The sequence below is a fragment of the Rhizobium sp. BK377 genome (assembly GCF_014193935.1).
Classification (GTDB): domain Bacteria; phylum Pseudomonadota; class Alphaproteobacteria; order Rhizobiales; family Rhizobiaceae; genus Rhizobium.
Genome location: NZ_JACIAC010000002.1, coordinates 918647 through 939022, shown reverse-complemented (window position 1 = coordinate 939022; position 20376 = coordinate 918647). Strand labels below are relative to the sequence as shown.

General features: G+C 59.7%; 19 protein-coding genes. 9 read left to right on the top strand and 10 right to left on the bottom strand.

The features are described from left to right. The 3 genes from FHT92_RS13420 to FHT92_RS13410 are packed head-to-tail and all read right to left on the bottom strand — an operon-like array spanning position 1 to position 4761. A complete protein-coding gene (locus FHT92_RS13420; protein ID WP_183825788.1) occupies positions 1-2820 on the bottom strand; it encodes a DUF4159 domain-containing protein in 2820 nt (939 codons plus the stop codon). Further along, complete coding sequence (locus FHT92_RS13415) at positions 2817-3737, bottom strand: DUF58 domain-containing protein (RefSeq protein ID WP_183825785.1); 921 nt, start codon at positions 3735-3737, stop codon at positions 2817-2819. The genes FHT92_RS13420 and FHT92_RS13415 overlap by 4 nt, the downstream gene beginning before the upstream one ends. 13 nt (positions 3738-3750) lie before the next feature. Then, the gene (locus tag FHT92_RS13410) at positions 3751-4761 is read right to left on the bottom strand and encodes a MoxR family ATPase (protein ID WP_183825782.1); all 1011 of its coding nucleotides are present in this window, start codon (positions 4759-4761) and stop codon (positions 3751-3753) included. A 160-nt stretch (positions 4762-4921) separates the two neighbouring features. Here FHT92_RS13410 and FHT92_RS13405 point away from each other — a divergent pair, with 160 nt between their 5' ends. From FHT92_RS13405 to FHT92_RS13395, 3 genes are read left to right on the top strand one after another with little or no spacing between them, the layout of a single operon-like run. Further along, on the top strand, positions 4922-5545 hold the full coding sequence (locus FHT92_RS13405) for a DUF1285 domain-containing protein (protein ID WP_183825780.1): 624 nt from the start codon (positions 4922-4924) through the stop codon (positions 5543-5545). After that, positions 5542-6192, top strand: coding sequence for a CoA pyrophosphatase (locus FHT92_RS13400; protein WP_183741146.1), 651 nt, complete (start codon positions 5542-5544; stop codon positions 6190-6192). The genes FHT92_RS13405 and FHT92_RS13400 overlap by 4 nt, the downstream gene beginning before the upstream one ends. Continuing rightward, a complete protein-coding gene (locus FHT92_RS13395; RefSeq protein ID WP_183825776.1) occupies positions 6189-7445 on the top strand; it encodes a CCA tRNA nucleotidyltransferase in 1257 nt (418 codons plus the stop codon). Before FHT92_RS13400 ends, FHT92_RS13395 begins: the two co-directional genes overlap by 4 nt. 2 nt (positions 7446-7447) lie before the next feature. Here FHT92_RS13395 and FHT92_RS13390 read toward each other — a convergent pair whose 3' ends face one another. The 3 genes from FHT92_RS13390 to hemF form a co-directional block, all read right to left on the bottom strand. After that, positions 7448-7633, bottom strand: coding sequence for a DUF1059 domain-containing protein (locus FHT92_RS13390; protein ID WP_183825773.1), 186 nt, complete (start codon positions 7631-7633; stop codon positions 7448-7450). A 124-nt stretch (positions 7634-7757) separates the two neighbouring features. After that, entirely contained in the window at positions 7758-8033 is a 276-nt protein-coding gene (locus FHT92_RS13385; protein ID WP_183741140.1) for a hypothetical protein, read from the bottom strand. A gap of 121 nt (positions 8034-8154) precedes the next feature. Beyond that, entirely contained in the window at positions 8155-9066 is a 912-nt protein-coding gene (hemF, locus tag FHT92_RS13380) for an oxygen-dependent coproporphyrinogen oxidase (protein ID WP_183741138.1), read from the bottom strand. 133 nt (positions 9067-9199) lie between these two features. On the opposite strand from hemF, the gene FHT92_RS13375 reads away from it, so the two are divergent. Next, positions 9200-9460 carry a hypothetical protein gene (locus FHT92_RS13375; RefSeq protein ID WP_183741137.1) on the top strand — a complete coding sequence of 87 codons (261 nt, stop codon included), beginning with the start codon at positions 9200-9202 and terminating at the stop codon, positions 9458-9460. A 2-nt stretch (positions 9461-9462) separates the two neighbouring features. On the opposite strand, the gene FHT92_RS13370 is transcribed toward FHT92_RS13375, so the two are convergent. After that, positions 9463-11109, bottom strand: a complete 1647-nt coding sequence (locus FHT92_RS13370; protein ID WP_183825770.1) for a Na/Pi cotransporter family protein — start codon at positions 11107-11109, stop codon at positions 9463-9465. Between the two features lie 189 nt (positions 11110-11298). Then, positions 11299-11760 carry a tRNA (cytidine(34)-2'-O)-methyltransferase gene (locus tag FHT92_RS13365; protein WP_183825767.1) on the bottom strand — a complete coding sequence of 154 codons (462 nt, stop codon included), beginning with the start codon at positions 11758-11760 and terminating at the stop codon, positions 11299-11301. Between the two features lie 384 nt (positions 11761-12144). Here FHT92_RS13365 and FHT92_RS13360 point away from each other — a divergent pair, with 384 nt between their 5' ends. Further along, the gene (locus FHT92_RS13360) at positions 12145-14001 is read left to right on the top strand and encodes an ABC transporter ATP-binding protein (protein ID WP_183741131.1); all 1857 of its coding nucleotides are present in this window, start codon (positions 12145-12147) and stop codon (positions 13999-14001) included. A 63-nt stretch (positions 14002-14064) separates the two neighbouring features. Here the strand turns inward: FHT92_RS13360 and FHT92_RS13355 are convergent, their stop codons facing one another. Further along, complete coding sequence (locus FHT92_RS13355; RefSeq protein WP_183825764.1) at positions 14065-14316, bottom strand: CopG family ribbon-helix-helix protein; 252 nt, start codon at positions 14314-14316, stop codon at positions 14065-14067. A 161-nt stretch (positions 14317-14477) separates the two neighbouring features. Here FHT92_RS13355 and FHT92_RS13350 point away from each other — a divergent pair, with 161 nt between their 5' ends. Continuing rightward, positions 14478-16376, top strand: a complete 1899-nt coding sequence (locus tag FHT92_RS13350) for an ABC transporter ATP-binding protein (protein WP_183826271.1) — start codon at positions 14478-14480, stop codon at positions 16374-16376. On the opposite strand, the gene FHT92_RS13345 is transcribed toward FHT92_RS13350, so the two are convergent. After that, positions 16347-17276 (bottom strand): endonuclease/exonuclease/phosphatase family protein, encoded by a 930-nt coding sequence (locus FHT92_RS13345; protein ID WP_183825761.1) that lies wholly within the window; start codon positions 17274-17276, stop codon positions 16347-16349. The genes FHT92_RS13350 and FHT92_RS13345 overlap by 30 nt on opposite strands. 287 nt (positions 17277-17563) lie before the next feature. Between FHT92_RS13345 and petA the strand changes: the two genes are divergently transcribed. The 3 genes from petA to FHT92_RS13330 are packed head-to-tail and all read left to right on the top strand — an operon-like array spanning position 17564 to position 20320. Beyond that, entirely contained in the window at positions 17564-18139 is a 576-nt protein-coding gene (petA, locus tag FHT92_RS13340) for a ubiquinol-cytochrome c reductase iron-sulfur subunit (RefSeq protein ID WP_183825758.1), read from the top strand. Between the two features lie 14 nt (positions 18140-18153). Beyond that, positions 18154-19422 (top strand): cytochrome b, encoded by a 1269-nt coding sequence (locus FHT92_RS13335; protein WP_183741123.1) that lies wholly within the window; start codon positions 18154-18156, stop codon positions 19420-19422. A 25-nt stretch (positions 19423-19447) separates the two neighbouring features. Next, positions 19448-20320 (top strand): cytochrome c1, encoded by an 873-nt coding sequence (locus tag FHT92_RS13330; RefSeq protein WP_183741121.1) that lies wholly within the window; start codon positions 19448-19450, stop codon positions 20318-20320. The last annotated feature ends 56 nt before the right edge of the window (positions 20321-20376 follow it).

The following is a 20376-nucleotide window of genomic DNA, read 5'->3' as shown; positions in this document are numbered from 1 at the left end:
TCACTGCCCCAGCCGTTCGAGCAGGTCGGGTACGTGAACCTGATCTGTCTTGTAATTGCCGGTCAGCATGTACATCATGATGTTGACGCCGGCGCGGAAGGCATATTCGCGCTGCGTCTCATCCGGCGGCACAGTCGGCAGCAGCGGCGTGTCATTGTCGTCAACGGCCCATGCGCCGGCAAAATCGTTGGCGGTAATCAGGATCGGCGAGACGCCGTCTGCGGCAGCGGCCGGCCTGTTGGCATTGTTCTGATTCTGGGCGCCCTGGCGAGCTTCGATCCAGAGCGGGCTGCCGGCGTAGCGGCCGGGGAAGCTGGACAGCAGATAGAAGGACTTGGTCAGCACGTGGTCGTGCGGAACGGGTTCCAGCGGCGGAATATCCAGGTTGGCGAGGATCTGCTGCAGGCGCTGACCGTTGGCGGTCGTATCGGTGCCGCCTTCGAGAGAATCGAACTGGTCGCGTGTATCGAAAAGCACCGTTCCGCCGTTGCGCATGTAGGCGTCGATACGGCTGATGGCGGCGTTGGACGGCATCGGTGCGTCCGCCGAAATCGGCCAGTAGATGATCGGGTAGAAGGATAGCTCGTCCTTATTCAGATCAATGCCAACGGGCGGGGACGGCTCCAGCGTGGTACGGTAGGTCAGGAATCTCGTAAGGCCATTGAGCCCCTCTTCAGAAATATTGTCTACCTCCTGCTCGCCGGTCACGACATAGGCGAGATGAGTATTGTCCAGCCGCTGCATGATGATGTCGTCGCCCGGCTGGCCGTCGTTGGCATGCAGGAGATCCGGTCGCAGCATCAGGCCGGCCGCAAGTACCGCGGCGATCGTCGCCGCAGCTCGAGCGCGCGGGCGCAGGCGGGAGAAGGCACCGTTCATGAAGAGCACGATCAGGCTATCGGCCAGAAGCAGCAGGAAGGCGATGAAGAAGAGCAAGGGCTTGGCCGACCAGCTTTCGCCCCCGACAAGGCCGGCGCGCACGACATTGGCGCCATCAATGTCGATCGGTTTCAGCTCGGCATTGTTGGGCAGAACGTTCAGCGCGGTGAAGCCGTCTTCGGAGCCATAGAGGCCGGGTGGGTTGTCGAAATTGGCAATGGGTGCCGCCTTGGCGTTCGGGATCAGCGGACGGGCATTGCCGGTCTCGGTGACCAGGATGCCTTTGGCGGTCAGCATGCGGAAGGGCGGCAAGGTTTCGGCAACACGCGCACTGCCTGATGATTCCGAGGTTACCCCGCCGGAGCGCGAGATCTGGATGAGGTGGCGCAGCATTTCGACGAAGGTGCCGGAAATCGGCAGGTTCGACCAGGTCGCCTCGGCGCTCACATGGAAGAGCACGATCTGGCCGGCATTCATCTTGTTCATGGTCACGAGTGGCGTACCATCGGCGAGGCTTGCCCATGTGCGCTCAGCAAGATCGGGTGTCGGCTCTGCCAGCACCTGGCGGTTGACCGTCACGTCGGTCGGACGCGGTATGCCGGCAAACGGGCTGAACCCAGGGAATTCGGCAAGTGCCTGCGGCTCACTCCAGGACAGGCTGCCGCCAAGCGCGCGTTCGCCCTGGCGCAGGGTGACAGGGATCAGCGGATCTTCGGCAGGTGCCGCGGCCAGGCGCGGGCCGGCAAAGCGCAGCAGCATGCCGCCATTCGATATCCAGCGTTGCAAGGGTGCGTAGGTATCCTCCGGAAGGCGGCCGATATCGGCCATGATGATGACAGAAGGATTATTGGCGAGCAGTTTCGGGATCGCGACGGAAAGATTGGCATCGGTCGGCCGCACGAGGTCCGCATAGGGCTCAAGCGCTCTCTGGATGTAGTAGAGCGGAGACAGCAGCGGCTGGAATTCATCACCGCTTTCGCCTGACAGAAGGACGACCCTGCGACGCTTGAATGCATCGTCGAGCAGATGCACGGCACCTGCGGTGGCGCCGGTATTGATGCTGACGCGGGCAAAATCGTTGCGCATCTCGAAGGGGGCCGAAATGCCGGCATTGACGGTGGTCTGGCCGGGGGCGAAGTCAGCCCTGCCGGTGGCGATCACGCGGCCCTGCGCATCCTGTGCGTTGAGCGGGACGGATACCGCGCCAGCGGGGCTGAGCCGAGTCACCTTGACCGTCATTGCATCGGCCGTATTGGTGGCGCCGGAGATTGCTATCGTCTGAGGTGTATCGCCTTCGATCACGCGCAGTTCGGCGGGCTGGAGATCGGAGAGTTGACGGACGGTAGCGTCGTTTTCGCTACTTGCCGCACCATCGGTGAGGAAGGCGAGAGTGCCTGGATGCGTGCCGTTTAGAGCCGAGCGCAGGGCCTCGAAAGCTCGCTGGCGATCCGGCACGAGCGGCTTTGGCTCGGCGGCACGCAGCTTTTCGCGAGCGGCGGAGGCAGTGCCGGGTGTCGCATCATTGGTCGGATCGGCGGTGAATGCGATAGAGACGACAGCACCGGCGGATTCGGCATCGTCGATCAGTGCATCGGCCGTCTGAACACGGCGCTCCCAATCGGGTGCCGAAGCCCAGCTATTATCGACGAAGAGGACGAGCGGGCCCCCTGATGCAAGCGAGCCGGTGCGTGGATTGAAGACCGGATCGGCAATCGCAAAGATGATGGCGGTGGCCAGAAGCATGCGCAACAGCGTGAGCCACCAGGGGCTTTGTGCCGGCGTTTCCTCGCGCTTCAACACGGTTGCGAGAATTTTCAGCGGGGGGAAGACCTCCGCTTGCGGGCGCGGCGGGGTTAGCCGCAACAGCCACCAGATGACGGGAAGGGCAAGAAGCGCACCAAGGATCGCGGGATAGGCGAAGGCGAAGGGAAGCGCGCTCAAAGCTGTCCTCCGTGCGTTGCCTTTGCCGGCATGCCGGAAAGATACATGTGGACAGCGACTAGCGCTTCGGATGCCAAGTGATCGGTGCGGTGGCTAACGAAGGTCCAGCCGAGATGGCGCAGCGACCGACCGAGATTTTCGCGTCGGGCCAAATAGGCGTTGCGATAGGCCTCACGCAGGCTTTCTGCCCGGCCTGATGTCAGCCTATCGCCGGTCTCGGGATCGGTGAATTCGGTGCGGCCGTTATAGGGGAAGATTTCCTCGGCGGGATCGGCAATCTCGACCACGTGGCCGCGGAGGCCGCGGCGGGCGAGCGGACCGAGGCGGGCCATGATGGCGGGCGCGTCATCGAGAAAATCGCCGATGAGGATGAGATCGCTCCAGCCGCGCACCATCACGGTCTCCGGCAGGCCGCCGGTCAGCGGCGTGTGCATCAGGGCAGCTGCGAGTCTCTCGGCAGCATTGCGGGCTGAGATCGGCTCCATCACCCCGGGGCAGCCGATGCGCTCGCCGGAGCGGGCGAGAATCTCGGCAAGCGCCAGCATGATGACCAGCGCCCGACTTTCCTTGGACACGCTGCCATAACTCGACTTGTACATCATCGAGGGCGACATGTCGGCCCAAAGCCAGATTGTGTGCGCGGCTTCCCACTCGCGGTCGCGCACATAAGTATGGTCGTCGCGGGCGGAGCGGCGCCAGTCGATGCGCGACAGGCTTTCCCCTTCGCTATAGGGGCGGAACTGCCAAAAATTCTCGCCGATGCCGCGCTTGCGGCGGCCATGCCAGCCGGCAATCACGGTGTTGGCAATGCGCTTGGCTTCAACCAGGCAATCCGGCACGAGGGCAGCCCGCTGCCTTGCGCGGGAAAGGGCATCATTGCCTGACGTCGGGTCGACGATCTGTCCGATGGATGCCACGCGCTGCGCTTCCTTATGCCTTTGCCTGCTTGACCAGTCCGGCAATCACGTCGCGCACCGACATGCCTTCGGCACGGGCTGCGAAGGTCAGTGCCATGCGGTGCTCGAGAACGGGCTCGGCCAGAGCGTAGATATCGTCGAGCGAGGGGGCCAGACGGCCTTCGTAGAGCGCGCGGGCGCGGGCGCAGAGCATCATCGCCTGGCCGGCGCGCGGGCCGGGGCCCCAGGCGACATGCTTGTCGGTGGAAGCATTGCCCTGACCCGGACGGGCGGAGCGAACCAGCGAGAGGATAGCATCGACGACCGTGTCGCTGACCGGCATCTGGCGCACGAGCGTCTGGATTTCTATGAGACGTGCCGCATTGATGACCGGTACCGGCTTGGCTTCCGTGAGACCTGTGGTCTCCAGCAGGATCTGGCGTTCGGCGGCAAGTTCGGGATAGTTGACATCGACCTGCAGAAGGAAACGGTCGAGCTGGGCTTCGGGAAGCGGATAGGTGCCTTCCTGTTCCAGCGGGTTCTGCGTTGCCAGAACGTGGAAGGGCGAGGGCAGGTCATAACGCTGGCCGGCAATGGTGATATGATATTCCTGCATCGCCTGCAGCAGAGCAGACTGGGTGCGCGGCGAGGCGCGGTTGATTTCGTCAGCCATCAGAAGCTGGGCGAAGACCGGACCCTTGACGAAACGGAAGGAGCGGCGGCCACTGTCGTCCTGGTCCATCACTTCAGAGCCAAGGATATCAGATGGCATCAGGTCGGGGGTGAACTGGATGCGGTTTGCAGCAAGTCCGAGGACTTCGCCAAGCGTCGTCACGAGCCTCGTCTTGGCAAGGCCGGGAACGCCGACGAGGAGGGCGTGACCACCGGAGAGGACGGCGAGAAGTGTGTTTTCAACCACGCTTTCCTGACCGAAGATGACCTTGGAAACTTCCGTGCGGATGGCGGCGATATCGGATAGCGCTCTTTCTGCGGCGGCGACAATCGCCTGTTCATCGAGGCTGGCTTCGGTCTTGATCATACCCACGGGCATCTCCAACGGCTGAAATCGTTCGGCTGCGAATCGTCTGACTTTAATAGGCGTGCCTCATACCCGATACAGTTATGAAGATGTTGCGGGCTGACAAGTTTGTTCCAAATGACTATCTCGTGACTTTATTTTGTTAAGAGCAAACCGGGACGGAAGAATGGCAGCCGAGGAAATGAGGCATACGGCGGATGCAGCGGGGCTCGCCGCGCTGATTTCGCGCGCTTCCGAAGCGAAATCCGGTAAAAAGCGCGGCTTGCCGCCCGTCGAGAAATGGAATCCGCCTTTTTGCGGCGATATCGACATGGAAATTCGGGCGGATGGCACGTGGTTCTACATGGGTACGCCGATCGGCCGGCTGCCCCTGGTCGAGCTCTTTTCGACCGTTTTGAGGAAGGACGAAGACGGGAAAACCTATCTCGTAACTCCTGTGGAAAAGGTCGGCATCAAAGTCATTGACGCCCCCTTTATCGCTGTCGAGATGAATGTGAGCGAGCGGGATGGCCAGCAGATTCTGACCTTCCGCACCAATGTCGGCGATGTCATAGAGGCCGGCAAGGATCATCCTCTGCGCTTTCCGGGTCATGGGAAGGACAGCGAACTAAAGCCCTATTTGCATGTGCGGGGCCGGCTTGAAGCCCTCGTGTCCCGCGCCGTGATGTATGAAATGATCGAGTTCGGTGAGGTGTTGGAGCTCGCCGGCCGGGAGATGTTCGTCGTTCGCTCTGGCGGCGAGATTTTTCCGATCATGCCGGCCGACGAACTGGAAGCAGCCTCCCGATGAGCGAAGCGATCAGCAAGACCTACCCCCTGTTTTCGGCTGCCGAGTTCCGGCGCCGCGCGCTCAACCAGGTCGGCGCACCCATCGACCATGCCTGGCGCGACCACGGCGACCATGTGCTCAATCCCGATATCGTTGCGCTGGCCGAGAGCTTGAAGCTCCGTGATGCGGCCGTGCTGGTGCCCGTGGTTGATGATGGCGATGATGCGAAGGTGATTTTCACCAAGCGGACGTCGACGCTTCGCAAGCATTCCGGCCAGATCGCCTTTCCCGGTGGTTCAATCGATCCCGAGGATGCCTCGCCCGAGATGGCGGCGATCCGCGAAACCGAAGAGGAGATCGGCCTTGGCGGTGGCTTTGTCGAAACAGTCGGCCGGCTGCCGAACTATCTGTCATCCACCGGGTTCCGCATCACGCCTGTACTCGGCGTTGTGCGACGCGGTTTTTCCCTGCGCCTCAATCCGATCGAAGTGGACGACGTTTTCGAGGTGCCGCTTTCCTTCCTGATGAATCCGGCCAATCACAACAGGGACAAGCGCGTGGTTGATGGTATCGACCGGCATTTCTACCGCATGCCCTATGAAACGAGGATGATCTGGGGCATCACCGCGGGCATTGTCCGCACGCTCTATGAAAGGCTCTATGCATGACCTCTGTGGCCGACCAGGCATGGTTTCAGGATCCGGCACTCGGCCGGGTCTTTGCGCTGCTCAACGCCGATGGCGGGGAAGGGCGTGTGGTCGGTGGCGCGGTGCGCAACAGCCTGATGGAGCTTGCGGTCGCCGATATCGATATCGCAACCACGCTGCTGCCGGAAGCCGTCCTGGAGCGGGCCGCTGCTGCCGGCATCAAGGCGGTGCCGACCGGCATTGATCACGGAACGGTGACGCTCGTCATCGATGGCCGCCCCTTCGAAGTGACGACGTTGCGTACCGATGTGGAAACGGACGGGCGTCGCGCCAAGGTGGCCTTCAGCGCGGATTGGCAATCGGATGCGGAACGGCGCGACCTGACCATCAATGCGCTTTACGCAAATGCTGCGGGCGAGGTGATCGATCTCGTCGGCGGGCTCGATGATATCGAGAAGCGCAATATCCGCTTCATCGGCAATGCCGCGACGCGGATCGCCGAGGATTATCTGCGCATTCTGCGCTTCTTTCGTTTCTTCGCCTGGTACGGTTCCGGACGGCCCGATGCGGAAGGGCTGAGAGCGTCATCCGCTGCGCGTTCGAAGCTGAAAACGCTGTCGGCCGAACGTGTCTGGTCGGAGCTCAGAAAGCTCCTGTCGGCGGAAGATCCAGGCCGGGCGCTTCTCTGGATGCGGCAGGTTGCCGTTCTCTCGGAAATCCTGCCGGAAACGGAAAAATGGGGCATCGACGCCATTCCGGCGCTCGTTTCGACCGAGAAGGCGCTTGGCTGGGCACCTGATCCCTTGCTTCGGCTTGCCTCGATTATCCCACCCGATCCGGTGCGGCTGGAGGAATTGGCAGCGCGGCTGAAATTTTCGAATGCAGAAGCTGCCTATTTCAGGGCTTGGGCAAAAGCCGCTCCAGTCAATGATGAGATTTCCGCTGCCGCCTTCGAGAAGCTGCTCTACAGAAACGGCGTGGACGGCATCATCGTGCGGCTGAAACTGGCGCTCGGCGTTGCTCGGGGCAAGGCAGAGAATGGCAGTTTCGATGAGATGAGCCGTTCGGCGCGGCTTTCAAAGCTTCTGGATCATGCTCGCATCTGGAAGAAGCCGCAATTTCCCTTGAATGGCGCGGATGTGATGGCCACGGGTCTACAGCCCGGTCCGAAGGTCGGTGAAATCCTATCGACCTTGGAAAACCAGTGGGTAGAAGAGAATTTTGTCTCTGACCGGGCGGCTTTGCTCGCCCGGCTTTCGGAGATTAGAGGCTGAGATCAGGCCGCGTTCGCTTCGTCGCGGATGCGGGCCTTGATATTGTCCACCATGTTTTCGCGAATGATCGTTTCGCCGTGGGCACTTTTCATATGTTCGACGGCGCGGCGAACGACTTCAGCGTCATTATCGGCCCTGGTATGCCAATCGCATCCGGGGACGAGTGTACCGCATTCGTAAAGTCGCATGGTCTTCTCCTGTCTCTGAAATGCAAACCATCGCGCTTTCGCGCGCTTGAGGAATGTGCGGCAACGGAGAAGGTTCCGGGGGAGAAAGCTTCGGCCGACTCGGACGTCGGCCGACAGGTTCTGTTTATTGGTGGGGCATTGCCCAGGCCATATAGGTGTCCGAAAGCTGCGCGGGCCTATTGCTGTTGGCAGCCCCAGTTGCCTGCTCTTGAAGCTCTTCCGGAGTCTTGCCGCCTGCGAGCTGCAATTTCACCTGCTCGATAAAGCAGGAGAGCGGCAGATCAGAGCCGCTTCTTGCTCTCAAATTTTCGGCGATGCGCTTCAGGAACTCGGGCGTGTCGATTGCACGGGGCGTTTCCTGAATGCCTGCAGACGCAGGCAAGCCACTTTGTACCGTCATGACAATCCTCCTCCGATTGTAACGCACAGTGACTATTTAGGACGTACTCAGTTCTGATGAAGGCCCTTCAACGCAATTTTACCGGAATAGTATTTCAAATTTATCAGCAGGCACCCGCAGTTTAGGGCCAGCGCACGACGGGTGGCAAGGATGATAGAATTGATTCGACGTTGCCGCCGGTTTTCAGGCCGAAGATCGTTCCCCGGTCGTAGAGCAGATTAAACTCGACATAGCGACCACGGCGGATCAATTGTTCGTCACGGTCGGCCTCCGTCCACTCCTTGTTGAAGTTTGAGCGGACGATCCTCGGGTAAACCATCGCAAAGGCGCGACCGACATCGCGGGTGAAGGCGAAATCGGCATTCCAGCCGCCGGCTTTCTCTGCGGAATGCAGCCAGTCGTAAAAAATCCCACCAACACCTCGCGCCTCGTTGCGGTGCTTGAGGAAGAAATAATCGTCGCACCATTTCTTGTAGGCATCGTAATCGGCGACTGCATGGTTGCGGCAAGTGATTTCCATGGCCTTGTGGAAGAGTTGCGTGTCCTCATCCTCCTGCGTACGGCGGCGAGCAAGCATCGGCGTCAGGTCGGCACCACCGCCGAACCAGCGGCTGGTGGTGACGACCATACGGGTGTTCATGTGAACGGCCGGCACATTGGGATTAACCGGATGGGCGATCAGCGAAATCCCCGATGCCCAGAAGCGCGGATCCTCGCTGGCGCCGGGTATCTGCGACCGGAAGTCGGGCGCGAACTCGCCATGGACGGTGGACGTGTGGACGCCGACTTTCTCGAAGACGCGGCCTTCCATGATCGACATACGGCCACCGCCGCCCGCTCCGTTTTCGCGCGACCAGTCCTTGGCGACGAAGCGGCCAGGCTCCTGATCGGAGAGGGGACCTTCGAGTTCATCTTCCAGCGCTTCGAAGGACGCACAGATCGTGTCCCGCAACCCCTCAAACCATGTACGGGCAGCAGCTTTCTTGTCCCCTATGTCTTCGGGCAGGCCGATCGGCAGTTCCGGTCTTTCCATGCGATTCGCTCTTTGTTGATTACAATCCCGCTTTAGCAGGTGCAGCAGAAGCTAGCCAGCAGTCGAAGGCTCCTGCAAGATTCGACTCGCAAAGGGCGGATTTCGATACTACTTTTCATTTAGAGGTAGGTTTATGGCGAAAATCCCGGGGCCTCCGCCCTTAGAAGGCTTGAAGCGCAGAATTGCAAAGCATCGGGCAGAGACGTCCGCCCGCGAGCGAGACCACTTTGTCCGCGAAACGTACCGGATGGGGCTTTTGGAAGCCCGCGCCAAGGCGCGCGAATGGTTCGACGAATATCCGAAAGCTGCCTATTGGACCGAAGTGGAAAGCTGGCGCCAGCTGGAAGGCGACGAGATCGAGTTCACCATGCGTCGCTTGCCATCCGCCGATTGAACCTATTCGGCTGCACCACGCAGGCGGCTTTCGATCAGAAGGCCGCTTTCGTCGAGGATCGGATGCGCCACTGAGACGATGTGCGCATTGATACGCTTCAGATCGCGCAACATATCGAGATGCAGCGAACTCGTCTGAAGGCTGTCGGCACGCCCGTCGCGCAGGCGCTCCAGATGCCTCTCGGCCGATTGCTTTTCCATTCGGCGGACCTCCACCTTCACCTCCATCATCTGCCGGGCGAGATTGAAGTCGCGGGTGACGAAGATCGTCTGGGCGACGCGCAGATTGTCGATCGTCAGATCAAACAGTTTGCGCAATTCCCTGTAGCCGTCTTCGGAAAATTTCAGGCCGAGCGAGACCTTCTTGCCGACCTGCTCCAGCAAGCCTTTCTCGATGATGTCACCCATGTGCTCGAGATTGATCGCGTAGTCGATGATAACGATAGAGCGGCGGGCATTGTCGTCGCTGAGGCCGCTGCGGCCGAGCTTGGAGAGATAGACCTTCACCTCCTGCTGCAGCAGATCGACGCGTTTTTCGAGCGCAGGGATTTCGGCGAGCTTGGACATGTCATTATGTTCGAAGGCATCGGAAGCGCGCAGGAGCATGCGCTCGATCAGATCGCCGACGCCGAGCACTTCGCGCGTTGCGCTGGCAAGGGCCACGACGGGCGTCGACAGCTCCTGCATATCGAGAAACTTGGGACCCTGATCCAGCTGCAGGTCATCGGGAACGAGGCGGGCAGTAAAAGCGGCCAACATCCGCGAAAAAGGCCAGGCCACGGCGGCAAGAAGGATGTTGAAGATCAGATGCGTATCGACTGGCAGCTTGGCGGGGCCGAAGGGCAGCGTTTGGAGCAGGGGCACCGCATAGGCGGCAAGCGGCAGCGCAATCAGGCAGCCCGCGGTGCGGACAACGAGATTGCCGAGCGTGACGCGTCTCACCGAGGCAGGGCCGGAGAGGGTGGCGACAACCGGCGGAATCGCGCCGCCGAGATTGGCGCCGAGAACGAGAACGATGATCAGTTCCGGTGATAGGATGCCCGTCGAAGCCAGCGACAGGATCAGAACGACGACCGCAAGACTCGACGACGAGATGAAGGCGAGCGCTGCAGAAAGACCCAGAGCGACCGGCCAGGCATCGCCGAGCAGACCGACGAAGGCAGCCAGTGCCGGCGACGTGCGCATGGGCTCCGTCGCATTGCCGAGCAGATGCAGGGAGAGCAGCATCAGGCCGATGCCGATCATCGCCGCGCCGCCGCCGTGGCGAGCGCTGGACTTTCCGCGATAGAGCACGATGCCGCCAAGGATGAGAAGCGGCGAAAGCCACTCGATGCCGGTAGCGACTATCCAGGCGGTGACGGCGGTCCCGACATTGGCGCCGAGCAGCACGATCTGGGCCATGCGCGGCTTGATGAGGTCGCGTTCCACAAACGAGGCCGTCATCAGGGTGGTCGCAGTCGAACTCTGCAGGGCGACGGTTGCCAGGAAACCTGAGAGGATCGAGCGCGATCCGTTCGCCGTGCCTGTCGCAAGCCCGGTCCTCAGGCGTGCGCCGAAGGCACGCGTGACGCCGTCCTTTACCTGCGCAAGGCCGAAGAGCAGCAGCGCAATCGCGCCGAACAGGTTGATCATCACGATCGTGGATTCCATGGCGTCGTCTTTTTCTTCTTCTTGAGAAAGTCTGCTCGGAGCTACATTTCCGCAGTCGAGTAAATGATTGGAATCTCACTGCATCAGCAGATTCGTTGATTGCCTGGCTAAGTAATATAGGCGCTTTTACGTTGATTCATAGCGTCGGTTGCGACGTAGATGCCGCCAAGGATCGGCATTGATGCCGATTTACGACCAGAGGGTCTGCCGCATTGCCTCGCCCGTGACCATCGCGGCGGAGACGGCAAGGTTGATCGAACGCTGGCCTTCCACCATCGGGATCACGATGCGTCCGTCGGCGCGGTCATGCACATGATCGGGTACGCCGGCGCTTTCGCGGCCGAAGAGCAGGACATCGTCGGGTCGGAAGGCGAAATCCGTGTAGCGCTGCGATGCTTTTGTCGTGCCGAGTATCAGGCGGCGGCCAGTGGTTGCACGCCATTCCTCGAAGCGTTCCCAACTGATATGTCGGGTGAGGTCGGCGTTGGCCAGATAATCCATGCCCGCGCGCTTCAGATTTCGATCGGAAATGTCGAAACCGGCGGGCTCGATGATGTCGACCGCAAAGCCCAGGCAGGCGGCAAGGCGCAGGATCGTTCCGGTATTGCCTGGAATATCGGGTTGATAGAGGGCCAGTCTGAGGTCTGCCATGGGACATTGTCCGTCGAGATGATACGTACTTGGCCTATCCGAACTGTGATTTTGAGGCAACAGACCACTTTTCGACCGTTCGATGGTCGCTTTCCGGGTTGTCGGGGCTGGAAATTTAAGCATTTTCGCGTTATCGGTGCATATCTTCAATCGCCAACAGGGAGCGCCGACATGGATACATTTGTGCTGATGCGTCTCCCGCCCGTGATGCCACGCTTGGCGATCTGGCGCATATAAGGCGCTTTCTTTCCCCTAATTGCCCATTTTGAATAATTGCGCGGCCCTTATGGCCTCGCCCCTTGAGCCTCCGGTTCCCATATGTGCTTTCGTGCGCCGCAAGAGCGCAAAGCCGGGGCCGGAACGCGGACGTTCTGGAGCGATTTCATGTTTGACTGGTTCGAGCGGCGACTTAATCCCTATCCGAGCGAGGAGCCGATCGCTCCCCCGAAGGGTCTTTTCGCGTTCTGCTGGCACTATAGTAAGCCGGCGGCGGGATGGCTTGCGCTCATGGCCTTCCTCACGGGACTGATCGCAGTCGGTGAAGTGGCGCTCTTCCAGTTCCTTGGCGATATCGTCGACTGGTTGACGAATGCCGATAAGGCGACCTTCCTGCAAAATGAGGGTCACAAGCTGATCTGGATGGGTGCGCTGGTGCTGATCGGACTGCCGGTCATTGCCGGTCTCGATTCGCTCATCATGCACCAGATGATGCTCGGTAATTATCCGATGATCGCGCGCTGGCAGATGCACCGCTTCCTGCTGCGCCACAGCATGACCTTCTTTGCCAACGAGTTTGCCGGACGCGTTGCCACAAAGGTCATGCAGACCTCGCTTGCCGTGCGCGAAACGGTCATGAAGATCCTCGACGTCTTCGTCTATGTCGTGACCTACTTTCTGTCGATGATCGTCATCATCGCCGCTGCCGACTGGCGGCTGATGCTGCCGATCCTCGCCTGGCTAGGCATCTATATAGGCATCGTCGCCTATTTCGTGCCGCGGCTTCGCAAGATTGCGGCACAGCAGGCGGATGCGCGCTCGCTGATGACAGGCCGCGTAGTAGATAGCTACACAAACATTGCCACCGTGAAGCTGTTCTCCCATGCAGGCCGTGAAGAGGTCTATGCCAAGGAGAGCATGGAGGGCTTCCTGGACACGGTGCACAGGCAAATGCGCAAGGTTACGCTCTTCCATATGAGCGTCTACCTGAACAACTGCGTCTCACTGTTCATCATTTCGAGCCTATCCATTTGGCTCTGGCTGAACGGCACGATCTCGGTCGGTGCGATTTCAATCGCTATCGGCCTTGCGATGCGCGTCAACGGCATGTCGCAGTGGATCATGTGGGAAGTCTCGGCGCTCTTCGAGAACATCGGCACCGTCTATGACGGCATGGAGATGATGTCGAAGCAGCACGATATTGTCGACAAGCCGGGCGCGCCTGCGCTGACGGCGAAGAAGGGTGCGATCCACTACGAACGCATCGGCTTCCACTATGGCAAGGGCAAGGGCATCATCGACAATCTGTCGCTCGATATCACGGCCGGTGAGAAAGTTGGCCTGGTCGGTCGCTCCGGCGCCGGCAAGACGACGCTGATGAATCTTCTCCTGCGTTTCTACGATCTGGAGGCCGGGCGCATCACCATCGACGGCCAGGATATTTCCGAGGTTTCGCAGGATAGCCTTCGCTCGCTGATCGGTGTCGTGACGCAGGATACGTCGCTGTTGCATCGCTCCATCCGCGACAATATCGCCTATGGGCGTCCCGATGCGACCGATGAGGACGTCATCGAGGCGGCAAGACGGGCGAATGCCTGGGAGTTCATCGAAGGGCTTGTCGACATGCACGGCCGCAAGGGACTCGATGCGCAGGTCGGCGAGCGCGGCGTGAAGCTCTCCGGCGGCCAGCGCCAGCGTATCGCGATCGCCCGTGTCTTCCTGAAGGACGCGCCGATCCTGGTGCTCGATGAGGCGACCTCGGCGCTCGATTCCGAAGTGGAAGCGGCGATCCAGGAAAACCTCTTCGCACTGATGGAAGGCAAGACTGTTATCGCTATCGCTCACCGCCTGTCGACGTTGACCGAGATGGACCGGCTTATCGTAATGGACAAGGGCCGTATAATCGAAAGCGGCACCCATGGCGAACTGGTGAGCCGCGGCGGCATTTATGCCGACCTCTGGACCCGCCAGTCCGGGGGCTTCCTCGCCGATCACGAAGAAGACGCCGAGGTCGCAGCCCAGTAAAAAAAGCCCTTCCCGCTGCTGCGGGAAGGGCTTTTGTCTCACTGAAGAATTGCAGTTGCTCGCTTATAGCGAGCGGACCCGGTCGGCGCAGAGGCTGTCGGCCCAGTCGATGACGCGATGGTGTTCCACGACCATGATCGAGCTCGAAGCAAGCGATTGCAGCGTGAAGATGCGCTGCCGCTCCTCGCGCTCAATCCAGTTCGCTATCGCTTCCGTCACGATGCTGTCGCGCGGCACATCCAGCGCGTCCGCCAGGGCGTCGAGCTTTTCCGCAAGGGGAAGCGGAAGATGCGCATTGAGCGTTTTCGTTTCCATATCCGCAGTCTCCGGTAAGGCACGATCATGGCATGAGATCGTGGCCGCTTCCACCCGTATCAATGGAGATGACGCTGATATTACCGATGATTACCAAAATATAAGGTTGTGCCCGCCCCAATCCTCTTTGCCGCTATTGCGAACGGGCCTATATCGCGGTGATGCTGCTTACTCCGATCCTTCGCCTGTTCGAAACCTGGATAGATCCCTTCCGCGCCCGCGACAATCTTCAGCCGCCGCGTAATACACTTGCATTCATCTGGTTCTATATCGGTCAGGCCAAGTGGCCGTTTGTCGCCATGCTGGTGCTCGGCGGCATGTCAGCGGCAATCGAAGCAGCCCTCTTCTGGTTCGTGGGACGGCTCGTCGATATTCTCAGTACGATCAAGCCCGGAGTCGGCTGGAGCACACTTCTGGCCGCTCATGGCGGCGAGATTTTCGGCATGCTGGCGCTGATCGGCATTGTCCGTTTCGTCGTCGCCTTCCTGATTGCGCTGATCGACCAGCAGGTGATCACGCCGGGTTTTTACAATCTGGCGCGCTGGCAGTCCTATCTGCATGTGTCGCGCCAGTCGCTTACCTTCTTCCAGAGCGATTTTTCCGGCCGCATCGTTACCAAGGTCTGGTCTGCGGGGCAGGCGACGGGCGATCTCGTGACATCGCTGATGGAAAGCGTCTGGTTCGTCGGCATTTATGCCGTCACCACGCTCGTTCTCGTCGGACGGCTCGATTTCTCGCTGGCGGCGGTGGTTCTCTTCTGGCTGGTTGCTTTCAGCGTGCTAGCCCGCTACTTCGTGCCGCGCATCCGCTATCACTCGCGTGAAACCGCGGAAGCAGCCTCGCTGCTTAATGGCCGCATCGTCGATGCCTACAGCAATATCCAGACGCTGAAGCTCTTTGCTCGCGACGAGGAGAGCGACCGCTACATGCTTGACGGCTTCAATGCCTATCAGGAAACGGTGCTGCAGTTCACACGCTTTATTACGGGTGTGCGTGCGTCTATGGCACTGCTCTCAGGTCTGATGATCGTCGCCATGGCCGGCCTCAGCGTCGATTTGTGGCTGCGCGGATTGATCAGCTCGGGTGGGGTCGCCTTTTCGCTGACGCTGGTTCTCAGGCTGAACTTCCTTCTCGGCCGATTGATGACCCAGTTTAACGGCATCATGCGCAATCTCGGCACCATTCAGAATGCGGCCGAGCTGATTTCCCAACCGCTGCATCTCGTCAACCGCCCTGATGCGAAGGCACTCGTCATCAAGCAGCCGGGTATACGTTTCGAGAATGTTTCCTTCCACTACGGCAAGGAGAATGCGGTCATCGACAATTTCTCGCTGACGATCCATCCTGGCGAAAAGGTCGGTATCATCGGCCGCTCCGGTGCCGGCAAGTCGACGCTCGTGAATATTCTCCTGCGTCTCTACGATCTCGAAGGCGGGCGCATTTTGATCGACGGGCAGAATATCGCCGCCGTCACCCAGGAATCATTACGCATGCAGATCGGCATGGTCAGCCAGGATACGTCGCTGCTGCATCGCTCCGTGCGTGATAATATCCTCTTCGGCAGGCCAGATGCTGGCGAGGAGCGCCTTATCGAGGCGGCCAGCCGCGCCGAGGCGCTCGATTTCATCGAGCGACTGCGAGACCAGCAGGGTCGCAAGGGTTTTGACGCGCATGTCGGCGAGCGCGGAGTCAAGCTCTCTGGCGGTCAGCGCCAGCGTATCGCTATTGCGCGTGTGTTGCTGAAGGATGCACCGATCCTCGTTCTCGACGAGGCGACGTCGGCGCTTGATTCAGAAGTGGAAGAGGCGATCCAGTCAAATTTGAACCGCGTGATGGAAGGCAAGACGGTGCTTGCGATTGCCCACCGGCTTTCGACGATCGCCGCGCTCGACAGGCTTGTCGTGATCGACCGCGGCAAGATCATCGAAGAAGGCACGCATGATGCGCTTCTGAAGCAGGGTGGGCTTTATGCCGATCTCTGGGCACGCCAGTCCGGCGGCTTCCTTGCTTCCGGTGATGACAATACGCGCTCAGTATTCGCGAACGAAATCGCTGACTAAGCCGTAGTGGTTCGAGCCGAAGCTGTCTTCCAGCCGGCTCGTTGCGCGGATGAGCAGCGGTGGTCTTGCGAAGATATGGTCGATGCTGATGCCGAAGGAGCCGGCGCTGACTGGCCAGGTGGTGGGTTCCGGGAAATCTGTCGTTAGTCCCGTCCCGCGCAAAAAATGCTGGATAGTCGGTGCCAGGATCGAGGAATTGAAATCTCCGGCAACCACCAGTGCACCTGTATGAGGCTTCATAAAAGCCGTGAGATCCTCAAGCTCGTCGGCCTGAAAATCATCAAAATATGGTTTGGAGAGATGGGGGAACAGGAGATCGACAGGCGTTCCATCGAAGTCGATCGAAATCGAAACGAGCCGCTGTTTCCAAAGCTCGCCGATGTCGCGGGTTTCCTGCCGGACAAAGGGACGTTTCGACAGCACAAGCGTATCGCATTTCTCACTCGCATCGCAGCCGATCCGGTAGGGATAGAGTTGCTGAAGTCGTGGTAACTGCGCAAAGACCGGCTCGGCCTCCATAATATCGACCACATCGGCGCCTGAAGCCAGTATGGCGTCGGCAATCCGTCCGCCGTTTTCAAAATTGTCATTCTCGATATTGAAGGACATCAGCCGGAAAAGGCGAGGAGTATCGTCGGCCGGCGGTTTGCCTGCGAATTCACGCAGCATGATGACGCCGTGGATGGTCAGGAGGATTGCTGCCACCAGCATTAGAAAACCGTACCAGTGCCGCTTGACGAACAGGGCAACGACAGCGCCGATGGCGCAGAGGATGCCGAGATGAATCTGGAAGCTGTAAACGAGCGAAAGCAGCCAGAAATCGGTAAGATAACGGAGTGAGACAAGGGCCAGGACAATGGTGATGAGGACGCTCAATACGCAGAAAACAGTTTGCCTCATCGGCGCAAATCCAAATTCGTATGCCAAACTCACCAGCGCCTATCACGGCCCCTCGTTTGTTGCAACGCAGCAAAGTTGCAAGCCAGTGATTGCCTTAAAAAATTCACTGAAATTTCCCGCGACATTGTGCCCTCGTCCCCTTGTCAAGGCTGGACATAATTTGCGATCAAGCATAGAACGCGCCGGATTGGTGGGGAATCTATGTCGGAAATATGTTCATGTAGATTCGCCGCCTCTGGAGGGGCAGGGCGGAGTTCCGCGACAATTGCGCAGAGGATGGTTAAGCCGTGAGCGAACACGTAACGACAAGCGAGGCCTCAGAGCCCACTCGCCGTGATTTCCTTTATCTCACCACCGGTATGGCCGGTGTGGTCGGCGCCGTTGCGGTTGCCTGGCCGTTCATCGACCAGATGCGCCCGGATGCATCGACGCTGGCGCTTGCTTCCATCGAAGTGGATGTCGCGAGCCTCGAACCCGGCATGTCGCTGACGGTCAAGTGGCGCGGCAAGCCGATCTTCATCCGCAACCGTACGCCGGAAGAGGTGAAGGCTGCGGCCGATGTCCAGCTGTCGGACCTCAAGGACCCGATCGCCCGTAATGCAAACCTTCCTGCCGACGCTCCGGCAACGGGCGTTGACCGCTCGGGCGGCAAGGATAAGGAAAACTGGATCGTCATGATCGGCACCTGCACCCATCTCGGCTGCGTCCCGCTCGGTCAGGCCGGCGAATATAATGGTTGGTTCTGTCCCTGCCATGGCTCGGTCTACGATACGGCCGGCCGCATCCGTAAAGGTCCGGCGCCGCAGAACCTGGCGATCCCGACCTTTTCATTCGTGTCCGATACCAAGATCAAGATCGGTTGAGGGGAGACTGATTTATGAGTGGCCATTCCAGCTACGAGCCATCAACCGGCCTGGAGAAATGGGTCGATGCGCGCCTTCCACTGCCGCGCATGATCTATGACAGTTTTGTTGCCTATCCGGTTCCGAGGAATCTCAACTACGCCTACACTTTCGGCGCTATGCTCAGCGTCATGCTGATCGTGCAGATCCTGACGGGCGTCGTGCTTGCCATGCATTACGCCGCTGACACGACGATCGCCTTCAACTCGGTTGAAAAGATCATGCGTGACGTCAATCACGGCTGGCTGCTGCGCTACCTACACGCTAACGGCGCCTCCTTCTTCTTCGTTGCCGTTTATCTACACATCGCACGCGGCCTCTACTACGGCTCGTACAAGGCGCCGCGCGAAATACTATGGATTCTTGGCGTCGTCATCTATCTGCTGATGATGGCGACAGGCTTCATGGGCTACGTTCTGCCCTGGGGGCAGATGTCCTTCTGGGGTGCGACCGTCATCACAGGCTTCTTTTCGGCCTTTCCGCTGGTCGGCGAATGGGTTCAGCAGTTCCTGCTCGGCGGCTTCGCCGTCGATCAGCCGACCCTGAACCGGTTCTTCTCGCTGCACTACCTGCTGCCCTTCATGATCGCCGGCGTCGTCGTCCTGCACATCTGGGCTCTGCATGTTACCGGTCAGACGAACCCGACGGGCGTCGAGGTCAAAACCAAGACGGACACGGTTCGTTTCACGCCCTACGCGACGCTCAAGGATGCACTCGGCGTCTCGGTCTTCCTGATCGTCTATGCCTATTTCGTCTTCTACCTGCCGAACTATCTCGGCCACGCCGACAACTACATTCCGGCCGACCCGCTGAAGACCCCGGCTCACATCGTTCCGGAATGGTACTTCCTGCCGTTCTACGCCATGCTGCGTTCGATCACCTTCAATGTCGGCCCGATCGATTCCAAGCTCGGCGGTGTCCTCGTCATGTTCGGCGCGATCATCGTGCTTTTCTTCCTGCCCTGGCTCGACACTTCGAAGGTCCGTTCGGCGGTCTATCGTCCGTGGTTCAAGCTGTTCTACTGGCTGTTCGTGATCAACGCGATCATCCTCGGCTGGCTCGGCTCGCAGCCTGCGGAAGGCATCTACACGATGATCTCGCAGTTCTGCACGCTGCTCTACTTCGCCTTCTTCCTGGTCGCGATGCCGGTTCTCGGTCTGGTGGAGACACCGCGCCGCATCCCGAACTCGATCACTGAAGCGGTGCTCGAAAAGCGCAACAAGATTGCTGCGGTCAAGGCCTGAGCGAGCGACGGGAAGGAATAGAAACATGAAAAAGCTTGTTGCAAGCATAGTGTCGCTCGCTGTCACAGCCGGTGTTGCTGGTGTGGCTTTTGCTCAGGAGGCAGCGGCTCCGGCCGCTCACCATGAGGAAAGTGCTACGCCGCATTATCCGCTGAAGGAACCCAAGGAAATCGACTGGACCTTCGCGGGTCCGTTCGGCCACTACGACAAGGGCCAGCTCCAGCGTGGCCTGAAGGTCTACACGGAAGTCTGTTCCGCCTGCCACTCGATGAACCTCGTACCCTTCCGCATGCTGAGCGAGCTCGGCTATTCGGATGCGCAGGTGAAGACCTTTGCGGCCAACTACGAAGTTCAGGACGGTCCGGATGCCAGCGGTGAGATGTTTACCCGCAAGGCGGTTCCGTCCGACCACTTCCCGTCGCCCTATCCGAACGCGGAAGCTGCCGCTGCTGCCAACAACGGCGCAGCTCCCCCGGATATGTCGCTGCTCGCCAAGGCACGCGAAGTCGAGCGCGGTTTCCCGCAGTTCGTCTTCGATATCTTCACCCAGTACCAGGAAAGCGGCCCGGATTATATCTACTCGCTGCTGACCGGCTATGAAGAGCCACCGGCTGGCTTCCAGGTTCCGGCTGGTGCGCATTACAACCCGTATTTCCATGCGGCGGCTGCCTTCGCCATGCCGAAGCCGCTCTCCAACGATCAGGTTACTTATGACGATGGCTCGCCGCAGACGGTCGATCAGTATGCCAAGGACGTCTCGTCGTTCCTGATGTGGGCGTCCGAGCCGCACCTCGAAGAGCGCAAGCGTACCGGCTTCATGGTCATGGTCTTCCTGTTGATCTTCACTGTGCTGATCTATCTGACCAAGCGTTCGGTCTATGCGCGCACCGACCACTGAGAGATATCCAATCTCATCGGAAAGGCGGCTTTTCAGCCGCCTTTTTTGTTTGGTTT

Bases quoted from the DNA above. Each gene is read 5' to 3' on its own strand.
- FHT92_RS13385 (WP_183741140.1), bottom strand. From the start codon at position 8,033: ATGACGGTACAAAGTGGCTTGCCTGCGTCTGCAGGCATTCAGGAAACG.
- FHT92_RS13330 (WP_183741121.1), top strand. From the start codon at position 19,448: ATGAAAAAGCTTGTTGCAAGCATAGTGTCGCTCGCTGTCACAGCCGGT.
- FHT92_RS13375 (WP_183741137.1), top strand. From the start codon at position 9,200: ATGGCGAAAATCCCGGGGCCTCCGCCCTTAGAAGGCTTGAAGCGCAGA.
- FHT92_RS13345 (WP_183825761.1), bottom strand. From the start codon at position 17,276: ATGAGGCAAACTGTTTTCTGCGTATTGAGCGTCCTCATCACCATTGTC.
- FHT92_RS13405 (WP_183825780.1), top strand. From the start codon at position 4,922: ATGGCAGCCGAGGAAATGAGGCATACGGCGGATGCAGCGGGGCTCGCC.
- FHT92_RS13350 (WP_183826271.1), top strand. From the start codon at position 14,478: ATGCTGCTTACTCCGATCCTTCGCCTGTTCGAAACCTGGATAGATCCC.
- hemF (WP_183741138.1), bottom strand. From the start codon at position 9,066: ATGGAAAGACCGGAACTGCCGATCGGCCTGCCCGAAGACATAGGGGAC.
- FHT92_RS13395 (WP_183825776.1), top strand. From the start codon at position 6,189: ATGACCTCTGTGGCCGACCAGGCATGGTTTCAGGATCCGGCACTCGGC.
- FHT92_RS13400 (WP_183741146.1), top strand. From the start codon at position 5,542: ATGAGCGAAGCGATCAGCAAGACCTACCCCCTGTTTTCGGCTGCCGAG.
- FHT92_RS13365 (WP_183825767.1), bottom strand. From the start codon at position 11,760: ATGGCAGACCTCAGACTGGCCCTCTATCAACCCGATATTCCAGGCAAT.
- FHT92_RS13370 (WP_183825770.1), bottom strand. From the start codon at position 11,109: ATGGAATCCACGATCGTGATGATCAACCTGTTCGGCGCGATTGCGCTG.
- FHT92_RS13360 (WP_183741131.1), top strand. From the start codon at position 12,145: ATGTTTGACTGGTTCGAGCGGCGACTTAATCCCTATCCGAGCGAGGAG.
- FHT92_RS13355 (WP_183825764.1), bottom strand. From the start codon at position 14,316: ATGGAAACGAAAACGCTCAATGCGCATCTTCCGCTTCCCCTTGCGGAA.
- FHT92_RS13390 (WP_183825773.1), bottom strand. From the start codon at position 7,633: ATGCGACTTTACGAATGCGGTACACTCGTCCCCGGATGCGATTGGCAT.
- FHT92_RS13335 (WP_183741123.1), top strand. From the start codon at position 18,154: ATGAGTGGCCATTCCAGCTACGAGCCATCAACCGGCCTGGAGAAATGG.